This window comes from bacterium, from assembly GCA_023230585.1.
Lineage (GTDB): Bacteria > Ratteibacteria > UBA8468 > B48-G9 > JAFGKM01 > JALNXB01.
This window is the reverse complement of record JALNXB010000010.1, coordinates 1-12579: the sequence shown is the minus strand read 5'-3', so window position 1 is coordinate 12579 and position 12579 is coordinate 1. Positions and strand designations below refer to the sequence as shown.

At 37.7% G+C, this 12579-nt stretch carries 6 protein-coding genes; 4 read left to right on the top strand and 2 right to left on the bottom strand.

The window, feature by feature from the left end:
- Positions 1–561 precede the first annotated feature (561 nt).
- Positions 562–1791 (top strand): aminotransferase class III-fold pyridoxal phosphate-dependent enzyme, encoded by a 1230-nt coding sequence (locus M0P98_03520; GenBank protein MCK9265939.1) that lies wholly within the window; start codon positions 562–564, stop codon positions 1789–1791.
- On the opposite strand, the gene M0P98_03515 is transcribed toward M0P98_03520, so the two are convergent.
- Together M0P98_03515 and gltX are read right to left on the bottom strand one after the other, a co-directional pair.
- The gene (locus M0P98_03515; GenBank protein ID MCK9265938.1) at positions 1788–3161 is read right to left on the bottom strand and encodes an MFS transporter; all 1374 of its coding nucleotides are present in this window, start codon (positions 3159–3161) and stop codon (positions 1788–1790) included. The two genes, M0P98_03520 and M0P98_03515, sit on opposite strands and share 4 nt — an antisense overlap.
- Before the next feature lie 553 nt (positions 3162–3714).
- Positions 3715–5145, bottom strand: a complete 1431-nt coding sequence (gene gltX, locus M0P98_03510; protein ID MCK9265937.1) for a glutamate--tRNA ligase — start codon at positions 5143–5145, stop codon at positions 3715–3717.
- Positions 5146–5230: 85 nt separating this feature from the next.
- Between gltX and M0P98_03505 the strand changes: the two genes are divergently transcribed.
- The 3 genes from M0P98_03505 to M0P98_03495 all read left to right on the top strand — a co-directional run bounded on the left by M0P98_03505 (position 5231) and on the right by M0P98_03495 (position 12250).
- Positions 5231–9415: a tetratricopeptide repeat protein gene (locus M0P98_03505; protein ID MCK9265936.1), complete on the top strand. Its 4185-nt coding sequence runs from the start codon at positions 5231–5233 to the stop codon at positions 9413–9415.
- Between the two features lie 115 nt (positions 9416–9530).
- Complete coding sequence (locus M0P98_03500; GenBank protein ID MCK9265935.1) at positions 9531–10952, top strand: alpha/beta hydrolase-fold protein; 1422 nt, start codon at positions 9531–9533, stop codon at positions 10950–10952.
- Positions 10953–10975: 23 nt separating this feature from the next.
- The gene (locus tag M0P98_03495) at positions 10976–12250 is read left to right on the top strand and encodes a hypothetical protein (protein ID MCK9265934.1); all 1275 of its coding nucleotides are present in this window, start codon (positions 10976–10978) and stop codon (positions 12248–12250) included.
- Positions 12251–12579: the final 329 nt, after the last annotated feature.

The following is a 12579-nucleotide window of genomic DNA, read 5'->3' as shown; positions in this document are numbered from 1 at the left end:
ATATTGGAATGTGCGTTAGAAAGTAGAGCGGAATACATTGTTTCTGGAGAAAGAAACATTTGCTACCTTTGAAAAAATTTCGCAATAGTTTGATATTAACCCCTTCTGAATTCATACAAATTCTTAGTAAGTAATCAAAAAAGTATGTGGTGTCTATTCACTCTGGTACTACGGTGCATACACCTTCTACACAACAATCGGGCACTCTGAGAACTTACCCTTCTGCATAGAAGACATCTCCGAAGGGTTTAACAGGCTCAGAGTATAAGAACAAAAGGGCTGAACCTTTTGTTAACAGCCCGATTCTTGCTTGAGGTTAGTAGCACCTCGTAATTCGTTCCTAAACACATACTTTTTTAACGAAAAGAAAGCAAAAAACATAAAAGACCCCCTCACCTTGCATCCTCTCCCCCAAGAGGAGAGGCAAATAAGGAAAGATTGTCATTCCGGACTTGATCCGGAATCTCGTTTTTTACGTTGTGCCCATTACTGGCGCGGATCACATTATAGATCCTGAAAACAGTTCAGGATAACAAAATAAGATTAAACAAGGAGGTAAGAATGGCTCAAAATAGTATTAAATCGTGGAAGATGTATAACAAAAGTCTTGAATATCTTGCTTCAGGTAGTTCAACAGGTTCAAAAAGACCTTCCTTTGAAAACATTGAACCTGGGTTGATAGTTAAAGGAAAAGGGTGTAAAGTATGGGATGTTGATGGTAACCAATATATAGATTACCGTAGCGGTATAGGACCTGTTTCTCTTGGTTATGCAAATTCTTGTGTAGATAACGCTATATCAAAACAGTTGAAAGACGGTATTGTATTTGGGCATCCCCACCCTCTCGAAGGTGAAGTTGCAAAAATACTTACAGAAAACATACCTTCTGCTGAAAAGGTCAGGTTCCTTAAAACTGGCGGGGAGGCTGTGGCAGCTTGCATAAAAATATCAAGAGCTGCAACCGGCAGAAACAAGATTATACAGTGTGGTTATAACGGTTGGCTTAACACTCTTTCTACTGGCGGTTTTATGCCTATTGGTATAGCCAATACCCAACCTCTCAAAGGAGTTCCCGTACAGACAGCTTCTTTACATTCTTATTCACCTTGGGGGGATATCGCTCCATGGGAAAAAGCCTTTGAGACATTTGGAAAAGATATTGCAGCTGTTGTTATAGCTTCAAACTATTCGGAAATGGAAAAAGGGAAAAAGTTTCTACCAGCGTTAAGAAAACTCACTAAAAAATACGGTATTTTAATGGTTATGGACGAGATAGTTACCGGATTTAGATTGGCTATAGGCGGGGCGCACCAGTATTTTGGATTTATACCTGATTTAGCAGTCTTTGGTAAAGGTATGGCGAACGGAATGCCAATAACAGCTTTTCTGGGAAGAAAAGATTTGATGGATATGGCTCGCGAGGTGAGTGTGTCATCTACTTTTGGAGGAGAAACCCTTTCTTTGGCTGCAGTTAAAGCTACTATAAAATTTTATAAAAAAAATAGAGTAATTGACCATTTATGGGAGGTAGGTACACTCTTTCAGGAAGGTGTCAACAGATTGTTTAAAAAATATGGTATATCTGCTGAACTACAAGGTTTTCCCGTATGCCCTGTTTTTAGTTTTGAAGATAACGATGTTAGAGCAGATTTTTTTAAAAACTGTTATGCTAACGGCGTTTCTTTATATAATGTACCTTATGTAACTTACGCACATAAGAAGAAAGATATTGAAGAAACACTTAAAAGGATAGAAAAAATTTTGCAAGCACTTGCTGGTCGCAAGTTTTAAGAACTTGTGTTTGAAGTTTCAAGGTTAACTGGCATATCAGAGTTGGTAAGTTTGCTACCGCCAGAAAACCTATCTCTAAGATTTCTTGATAGGAGCCAAACAGGTAAACGTAAAAATTGTATTGCAGCAAGGTAAAATTGTTTTGGGTCTAACCCTAATAGGGTTCCATTATATTGTACTAATTTACTGTAAGCGAAACCACCTAAAAAACCTCCTGCAGCACCACCTATTGCTTCAAAATAGAAAGCCATTGCAAAACCTTCTGCTTGAGAATCGGCTGGGACTGCTTGCACCATAGCCCTTGTTTTGGCAAGCGCAAGCCCTCCGTTAAGGAATCCGTGCACTATGTAGAGAAAGAAAGCCCACGCAAACAGGGAGTTACCTCCAGAAGGAACAAAAAGCCATAATAAGCCCAACCCTGTCAAAGGTAACATCGCAACGGTTATAACCCATTTACTACCTCTTTTGTCTGATTCGTAGCCCCATCTACCTATTCCAAATATACTACCAAGCGCACTAACTGTGCCTAACCAAACTATTTGGCTTGCAGGCATTTTACAACTTTTCAAAAAAACTACCCATAAAGGTATAGAAGCGTTTGACACAAAAAGATGTGAAGCTGTGTACAACCCGTATCTTTGTAATGGTTTTCTTCGTAAAACACTAATAATTCTATTAAATAATGGTTTGCCGTCATTTTTTAAGGGAGTTTCTACTAAACAAGCAAAAAAGTAAGAGCCAGTGAGAGCAACAATGGCAGCAAGACAAAACATAGGCGTAAAACGTAATATAGAAGGGTTTTTCCCAAGGAATAAGCCTAAAGCTATTGGGAAAACCACATCAACCAATCTCAATTTTATACGCATACGAGCAAGGAAAACACCTGTATCTTTTTCTAATATGCTATCTTGTACAAGCGGTTGCCAACTGGTATTTCCGCAAGTAACAAAAAAACCTCTTAAAGCATAAAAGAATATTCCAAGAAAGACCATCTGAACACTTGGGGTGTTGTTGGCAGCAATAAAGGCAAGCCCAAGTAATGGAAAGACAGCAAGAAGTCGTCCCCATGAACATAGGCGTGCTCTACCCATTAAGGGCAGGAGTCTTAACCCCAGCAGTTTCACAAAAGGGAAAGACTGGTTTAATGTAGCCATAACCCCTATATGAAAAGGGGTAGCACCCAAGGTAAGAAGAAAAAGTGAAGATACGTTGCCTGTAATAGAGATAGAGTTATTGATAGAATTTGTAATAGCCGCTTTGATGAGTTTGTCTTGGTTATTTTTACGGTGAAACTCGTTCATCTCTTCAACTATTCTTGGAGAGCGTGTCAAAAAGCATCTTGTTTTGTTTATGCGGTATCTCAGGTCCATATTTGTTTTTTTTAAAAGAAGAAAAAAAGCCGGAGGTTAAAATATACAAAGTAATAGATAGGTTACCATATTTTAGAGGTTATCTCAAATTATAAAAAAATAAAGGCGGAATGAGGGGATAGCAGAGAAAGTAAATAACACCAAATACTTTTTTGTCCCCACTTCCTTTTCCGCCTTCGGCGAGATTGCCACGTTACGAAACACTCGCAAAGACGGAATGGGGGGTATTTCTTTGCACTACACTTGACTAAGACGAAGGTCAGACCCCCGCAGAAAACACCGAGGACCGACCTTCATCACTAGCCCCCGTAATTGGAGTAGTAAAAACGAGATTCTGGATCAAGTCCGGAATGACAATCTTTCCTTATTTGCCTCTCCTCTTGGGGGAGAGGATGTAAGGTGAGGGGGTCTTTTATGTTTTTTGCTTTTACGCTTTTGCTTGCCATTGCGAAGGAACGCTTTCTAATGACGTGGTAAGTCCCTCGAAGGTACTCGGGACAAGACTCCAAGGGTAGAAGGCAAAATAAGGGAGTGAATAGACACCCCATCCTTTTTAAATCCAGTTTCTCAATCTTTGTATTGTCTTATCCTTACCAAGGTGCTCAAGCAACTCAAACAATCCAGGTCCTGTTGTTTTACCGCTTAAAGATACCCTTAACGGATGAAAAACTATCCCTGCCTTATAGTTTTTTGATTCACAAAATTCTCTAACTATCGATTCAAGATACGTTACAGTCCACTCTTTGGAATCTTCAAATAAGGGCAACAGTTCTTTTAACACTTTTTTCCCTTCTTCTGTTAAGTATTTGTTGACGGCTTTTTCTTCATATTCTGGTTCTTGTACAAAAAAACCTATATGGTACGGGACATCCTTTAAAACCTTTATTTTTTCTTGTTCAAAAGATATTGCTTTTATAAGATAGTTCGCCTCTTCTTCTGTTACGGTATCTTTTAAAATTCCTACCTCTTTTAAATACGGTATAGATAAGTTAAAAATCCTTTCAGGGGTGGTTTTTCGCATATACAGACCATTCATCCATAGCAGTTTTTCAGGGTCAAAAACAGCGTTTGACTTGTTACACCTATCAAGACTAAATTTTTGTATTAGTTCTTCTTTTGAAAAAACATCCTGGCTGTCAGATGTTCCCCAACCTAAAAGTGCCATATAATTCGCAAAAGCTTCTGGTAGGTATCCGGCTTCTTTATATTCCCTAACAAAAGCTGCGCCACTTCTTTTACTTAACTTTGCTTTATCTAAACCTAATGTCATAGTCATATGAGCAAACTGAGGTATATCATAACCGAGAGCATCAAACAACATAATATGTTTTGGGGTATTGGAAAGGTGGTCTTCTCCTCTAATTATATGGCTAATTTTCATAAGACAATCGTCAATAACCACCGCAAAATGAAACAATGGTAACCCGTCGGACTTCATAATAACAAAGTCAGGTATATTTTGGGATTCAAAAACAACTTCCCCTTTTATCAGGTCGTGAACCGTAATATTTTTGTTAGGAACTTTTAACCTTAAAACAGGTTTTCTCCCTTCTTTTTCGTATTTTTCTACTGTTTCAGGGGATATAGACCTACAAAAGTTGTCATATCCAGCAGACCTATGCTTACCAGTTTTACTATTCCTCTCCTCTATCTCTTCTTTTGTGCAATAACATTTGTATGCCTTACCTTCATTTAGAAGTTTTTGAGCCGACTTTTTATAAAGAGATAACCTTTCAGTCTGTTTATAAGGACCAAATTCTCCACCTATATCAGGTCCTTCGTTCCATTCTATACCAATCCATTTAAGGTCCTCCATAATAGCGGTCACAAACTCTTCTTTAGAACGTTCAGAATCGGTATCTTCTATCCTTAAAACCAGGGTACCGTTACTGTTCTTTGCGAACAGATAATTAAACAACGCCATTCGTGCGTTACCAATATGTAAAAACCCTGTTGGGCTCGGCGCAAACCTTACTCTAACCATTTTATTTTTTCCTTTCTGTTGTTATTTGTAATATAATAATTATACATTTTTGCTTTAAATAATCAAAATAAGAAAGGAGGGGGATATGAAGAGATTAAAATATGTATTGATTTTGTTTATATTGATTGTTGTAAGCGTTAAGGCAGAAAATAATGCTTATACCCAATGGCAGAAAAGAAGAGAACTATTAAAGCAAGATAAAAGCGTAGCAAGGTATTACACTTTTGAAGATGTAAAAGATAGCAAAAGTGTAGTAGTTGACCTTGGCAAAGATGGAAAAAACCTCTTATATACTACCTACCAAGACCTTGTAACCAAAGAAGTTTTTGATGACCTTCAAGTGATAGAAGGTAGGTTCCCCGGGAAAAAAGCGGTAAGGTTGGATAAAGGTTCTTATCGGGGAGAAACATTTAATATAAAGGATGACCAGTTTAGCGCAGAAATATGGTTTCGCCGTCAAGGTCCCGGCAGTGTAATACCTGCAAGCAAATTTAAAGTTGGTACCATTCTTGCAGTTTCAGGTTACCGTGAAGGTTGGCGACTCATCTCGTCTTATGAGTCTTCTAACACTCTAAGTTTTGAGATAGGGCAACCCAATGGTTCAACTATAAATTATGCGAAAGTTCCTTTAGCAGACAATGTTTGGCACCATCTTGTAGTGACGTTTGATGGCACAAGAATGAATTTATATATTAACGGGCAACTGGCTGAAAAAAGTATGACAATGAGAGATGAAGATAAAAAAACAGTCAAGACAGACTCTTTTAAAGGTAAATATGTTCCAGCGAAAGCCCCTTTTGTGGTAGGTTTCTCAGGATACGGGGTTGGGTCATCAAAACTTGATATAGACGAAATAGTTATATACAACAGAGTTCTTAAACAAGAAGAAATCTCTTTTTCGCATCAAGACATCTTTTTGAAAGCAGATACCTATATTAAGCAAGGTAACTACAAAAAAGCTCGAGAAGAATATGGCAAAATGAAAGGGCAAGCCGGTTTTGGTACTGAGTTTGCGTTATTTAATATTGCTGAAAGTTACAGGTTAGAAAAGGATTATGTTAACTCACATAAAACTTTTGAAGAGATACAAAAACTGAGCAACCTGTCTGATTATTACCGGATATATGCTTTTTTTCAGCAAGCAGAAGTTTATCTTGAACAGAAAAACAACATTAAAGCCAGAGAAGTCTATCAGAAAATTTTGCAGGTCCCGGGAGCATTAGAACACCATATTTTTAACTCAAAATTAAAAGTAGCCGATACATACAAGGATGAGAAAAAATATTCTGTTGCAAGACAAATATATGAAAAACTTCTTATAGAAGAAGAATCAAAAAAGTTACCTCATGATGGTTATCGGCTTGACCTTAGGGATAGGCTTGAAACAATAGATGGGTTGGCTGATGGTGCAACTTTAAAAACTCGTCACGAAAAACTTGTTGAGTGGGTCAATAGCCCCAAAAAATCTATATATGTGTCTATAAAAGGTAATGATAAAAATATAGGAACAAAAGCAAAACCCTTTGCAAGCATACGAAGAGCTCAAGAAGAAGTGAAAAAAATAAAAAAAGAAGGTATGCCAGCAGGGGGGATCAATGTTTATCTTAGAGAAGGTAAATACCTTATTGATGAGAGCATTTCTTTTGGGATAGAAGATTCTGGTACAGCAGACGCTCCAGTAATATATAGAAATTACCCAAACGAAGAAGTAAGAATTATGGGTGGGAAACAGGTAACCAATTTCAAACCGCTTTCTGACCCTGAAATAATCAGACGTTTACCAGATGAATCAAAAAACAAGGTATGGGTGTCCGATCTTAAAGAGTTAGGCATAATAGATTATGGGCAGTTACTAAACAGAGGTAGCCACGCTAAATCGAACCTTTCTGCCCTTGAACTTTTTTTTGATAACAACCCTATGACGCTTGCACGTTGGCCTAACCAAGGGTACGAGAGAGTATCGAAACTTGTTACACCAGAGGGCGACGGAGTGTTAGGTGGGCAATCTCCACGGACAGGTACTTACCAATATGGCAGATTCTGTTATTCTGGCGATAGACCTTTAAAATGGAAAGAAGATAAAAATATATGGATATACGGTTATTTTGCTTACGAGTATGAGAAGAGCCATACCAATATAACTTCAATAGATACAGAAAACCGTATAATCAACATTGGCCCTGACACACGGTACCATAGAAGTGGAATAGAACGCCATTTTATTAGGGTTAAACAGAATGCTCCTTACGTTGTCTATAACCTATTAAGCGAACTTGACGCACCGGGGGAATGGTATCTTGATAGAGAAACAGGGAAACTATATTTTTACCCGCCATCAGACATTAAAAAAAGCGAAATATTTGTTTCAACCTTGAGTGTACCTTTTTTAGTGATGAACGACGCATCTCACATTGGGTTTTACGGGTTGACATTTGAAGTTAACCGTAGCAACGGGCTTGAGATAAAGAAAGGGCAGAACAATTTGATAGCCGGTTGCACAATAAGGAATACAGGACAATGGGCAGTAGATATACCGAGCGGATGGAACCATAAAGTATTTGGTTGTGATATGTATAATATGGGCGAAGGAGGGGTGATTCTTGACGGGGGCGATAGAAAAAAACTTATCCCGGCAGGTCATCTTGTTGAAAACAACCATATTTACAGTTTCAATAAATTTGAAGGGGGATACAGGCACACCGTTCGTATTCAAGGTATAGGGCAAAGGGTTTCCCATAATGTTACAAACGACACGCCTATGCAAGCAATACATTTTATTGCAAACGACCATATTATAGAGTTTAATGAACTGCACGACATTGTTTATGAAGGTAGAGAACTCGGAGCAATGTACGTCTATTCTAACAATTGGGCTATGATGAACAGAGGCAACATTATACGTAACAATTTTTTTCATCATATAAGTTATCACTCTTCGCCTAACCTAACACAAGGTTTAAACGCAATACATATAGACGCACTTAATGGTGGGCTTGTAATAGAGAAGAACTTTTTTTACAGGTTTCCCAGTGGAGTATCAAATCCTCAACCTGAAAACCGTATCGAAAACAACATATTTGTTGATGCAGGCAACAGAAGTATAGGGCAAGGGAACCGAACAGGTATTTTTTATACCCCAGACGGAGAACCTAAAGTATGGCTAATCAACTCTTGTCTTGTTAGGGACCTAATTTTTGCAAGATATAAACAACCACCTTGGAGTAATAGATACCCGCAGTTGTTTGATGTTCTATATAGAGATAAACCAATAGCCTGGCCACAAAATAATTTTATAGAACGGAATATCAACACAGGTGGTCCCTTTTTATCTATATCAGCGGGTATTAAAGACGACAACATCATAAGAAACAACTGGGACGGAGACGACCCGTTTTTTATTGATAGAAACAATGCTGATTTTCATTTAAGACCTGGTTCACCTGTTTACGGGTTGACAGGTTGCGAACCTTTAACTATGAAAAATATAGGGGTCTACAAAAGCCCTCTAAGAGCCAGTTGGCCTATAAACAGAACAAAAGAAGATATAGGTAGATACTATAAATCTGATTGGAGTGGCGCTGGGGCATTATTAAAAACAGATTTGATGCGTCCTTTAAAAAGGATAAGCCCCACTAAATATCACACAGTGCCATTAAAGAAAAGTTCTGTTGATATAGATGGTAACCTAAATACAGCAGAATGGGGTCAACTTGATAAGAGTAACTCTTTATCAATAGAAGAGTTTTATACAGGAGAAAAACAGGTAGGCGCAAAAAGTTATGCGTGGTTTCAGTACGACAATGAAAACCTATATATTGCAGTCAAACACGAACCTGACCCTTTTAAAGTAGGGATGTTACCGAGATTGAAAGAACATTTACCGCAGTTTGAAGTAGCGATAGAAAGTCAGCACGGTCCAAAGAGCTTAGGTTGGTGGATAGATGATATGGTAACAGGTCCTGTATATTCTTTATGTTTTAATTATAACGGTGAGTTTAAAGTGAACAATATTTTTGGGATGCCACATAAAAATGTTGTTGAAATAGAAAAAGCGGTAGAGTATAAAAGAGCAATACAGAACGATGAAAATAGAGTCTGGACCCAAGAGATTAAGATACCATTTAAATCTCTCGGTATAACTCCAAAAGACGTAGAACAACTTGCCTTTAACCTTGGAGTTTATAATAAAGCAGGCTGGTTTGCTTGGGTATCCACAGGCTGTTCAATCTGGCGTGTAGAGAACGCAGGGTTTATTAAATTTGCTAAATAAGAAAAAACTCTCTGGTATGTTCTGTTTAAAATATGGTGCGGGTAGTAAACCATATCAGTTATGATAATCACTTTAACTTTTAGTGGTATGAACTGTTTTAAAATGGAGATATAAAATGGAAAAGAATAAAGATGTTGTTCTACTTGAAAAATTTAGAAGATATTTGTCTGCAACAAATAAGGTAGAAAAACAAACTCTGTTAGAGGACCTTAAAAGTTACCAAGGCGATTATACTGAATTGTTTAAACAATTAGCGCCTATACCTGCTGATACCAATAAAGGAATAATTAAGAACCGACCTTTCACGCTAAAAAAATTTTATGAAAAATACCCTGATGAACTAATATCAATGTATATCCCAGACGACTATAAACAAGGCGAGAAACGACCAATGGTGCTTTTTTTACACGGTGGTGGGCAGGCGATGTCAAGAGATACAAGCAAAAAACTTTTTGAGCAGAGGATAACCGATATAGTTGAAGAGAGCGGATTTATCTTTTGTGCTGCTTGTGCCCCTTACAGCGAAACATCTTTTAACGGCTGGAACCTTCCCGGTACAGACGATTTTATTATGGATGTAATAGAAGAGATGGAATCTTGTTATTCTATCGACCCTGATAGAATTTTTCTTGCTGGGACATCAATGGGCGGTATTGGGACAATACATTTAGCCCATAGATTAAGCGATAGGTTTGCGGGCGTGTTTGTATCTTCCAGTTCTTGGGATATAGCCTACTGGCCTTGCCTTATAGGTACTTCGGTTTGGATATCTCAAGGGCTAAACGATGCTGTTATGTTTCGTAGAAGACATGGGACAGATATAGAGTTTGCAAGGCTTATGAAAAGAAGGCTTGAAGAGTCAGGGGTAGAATGTTTCTATCGTGAAAACTCTGGCGGTCATCCTATCGCTAATGGAAGAGTTGCTCTCAGAGAATGGCTTGCTTGGGCAAAACATAAGACCAGAGACCCGTTTTTTCCACGTGTTGTAGCCCTTACACCGAGAGGACTTACTCCTTGGATAGATTGGCGAAGACATCCTGTGCCTGTATCTGCTTATCAAACAAGCATAGATTTTCACGATATACCTCATTCACCTCATTGTAGGTGGGTAACAGTAGAAGGTATCGGCAACAACAGTATAATGTATGATATGGCAGAGATAACGCCTTGTAAAGACGATGTGGAAGAAGATTGGAACAATTTTCAGGTTATGCTGAAAAGAAAACATATCAAGGCAGGTTTGGTTGAAACTTTTCTTGATAAATCAGGTGTAATAGAAGTGAACGCTCAGAACGTTAAAGGGTTTACTTTATGGTTACATCCAGATATGCTTAACCTTGATAAAGTAAGAATCTTTGTTAACGGAATAGAAAAGTTTAATGGTCCAATTATCTCTAACGCTGGTGTTTTGGCAGAATCGTTTGATAGAAGAAGGGATTGGGGTTTGCTTTACCCTGCAAGTATTACTCTTAAAGAAACAGAAGAAGATTTTTGGGTTTGGAAAACAACAGCAGACCAGATAAAACTTGGTCGTTGATAATGGGTTAGGAACATATTATTATGGAAAATATCTATCTCGCTTTGTACAATTCAATCCTACTATTTATATTAGTGATAGCGTTTCCTTTTGTATGGAGAAGAATAAAACCTGATAAGAAGTTTCCGGGTGATTGGAAGGAACGTTTTGGGGTATATAATAGAGAGGTTTGTGTTAGAATGAAACAGAGCAAGAATGTATGGATACATACAGTTTCAATAGGGGAATTTCTTTCAGTGAACCCTCTAATCAAAGAATTGCAGAAAGAAAACAATGTGGTGGTAACCCTTGCAACCAAAACAGGTAGAGGGGTTGCTGAAGAAAAATTTCCTGATACAACTCATCTTTTCTTCCCAGCTGACTTTTATCCTATAATGATGAAAGCGGTTAACAGGATAAACCCCAAACTTATTATTATAGTAGAAACAGAGATATGGCCAAGTTTATTAAAAATTGCTTACGATAAAAAAATACCTGTAGCGCTTATCAATGGGCGTATCTCCCCCTCTTCTTACCCAAAATATAAAAAGATGAGATTTTTTGTAGGCAAGTTCTTAAGGTTCTTCTCAGTTATAACTATGAGGAACCAAGAAGAAGCTGTCAGAATTATGGATATGGGCGCTCTCAAAGAAAAAATCAAGGTTGTTGGTAGTATGAAATTTGACCTGGCTTATGATATGAGTAAACAGATAAACCCTTCTAAAATAAGAGAACAATATAAGATTTCCAGTAACAAAAAAGTGGTAGTTTTTGGTTCTCTACATCCAGCGGAAGAAGAAGGGGTTGTTGAGGTGGTGGAAAAGTTGCTTAATAGATTTAAAGATATACTTATAATTATTGTTCCAAGATACCTTGATAAGACAGATATATACAAACTTCTTTCAAATAAAAAAATAAAATATATGAGAAAAAGTTCTTTTATGGCTGATGAAGAGTTTTCGGTTCTTATTGTTGATACTTATGGGGAGCTGAACAATTTTTATAGTGTATGCGATATGGCTTTTGTTGGGGCAAGCCTTAATCCTTGGGGAGGGCAGAACCCAATAGAACCTATTTCTTTTAAAAAACCAGTTGTATACGGTAAGTATAACTGGCATTTTCTTGAAGAATGGAGACTAATAAAAGAAGGTGGCGGAGGTATAGAGGTAGATTCGTTTGTATCTTTATATGACCAACTGGTAAAACTTATTGAAAACCCTTCGTTAGCATCAGAAATTGGAGAGAAAGGGTATAACACTCTTCTTGAAAATATGGGAGCTACAGAACGAAACCTTAAGGTTCTTTCACGTTTTCTGTAAGTCTTTATGTTTTGCCTTTGAATCTATAAACGCCCAATTTTACCATCCTGAACTTGTTTCAGGATCTCTCATTTAATCCACTTTGGTAGTAAGTAAAGTGTAAAAACGAGATTCCGGATCAAGTTCGGAATGATATACAAGGGGCAATCTCATACTTTATCATTACGTCTTTAGTTTTTTCTTAGCCTGCTAACTGCACCCCTCACCCTTAATCCCTCTCCCTCAAGGGTAGAGGGCAAAAAAGGGGAGTGAATAGACACCACATACGTCTTTCTTTTATGTTTTTATCTGCCGTTTTATGGCATTGCGAGGAATGCCTTCTAATGACG

Bases quoted from the DNA above. Each gene is read 5' to 3' on its own strand.
- M0P98_03505 (MCK9265936.1), top strand. From the start codon at position 5,231: ATGAAGAGATTAAAATATGTATTGATTTTGTTTATATTGATTGTTGTA.
- M0P98_03495 (MCK9265934.1), top strand. From the start codon at position 10,976: ATGGAAAATATCTATCTCGCTTTGTACAATTCAATCCTACTATTTATA.
- M0P98_03500 (MCK9265935.1), top strand. From the start codon at position 9,531: ATGGAAAAGAATAAAGATGTTGTTCTACTTGAAAAATTTAGAAGATAT.
- M0P98_03520 (MCK9265939.1), top strand. From the start codon at position 562: ATGGCTCAAAATAGTATTAAATCGTGGAAGATGTATAACAAAAGTCTT.
- gltX (MCK9265937.1), bottom strand. From the start codon at position 5,145: ATGGTTAGAGTAAGGTTTGCGCCGAGCCCAACAGGGTTTTTACATATT.
- M0P98_03515 (MCK9265938.1), bottom strand. From the start codon at position 3,161: ATGGACCTGAGATACCGCATAAACAAAACAAGATGCTTTTTGACACGC.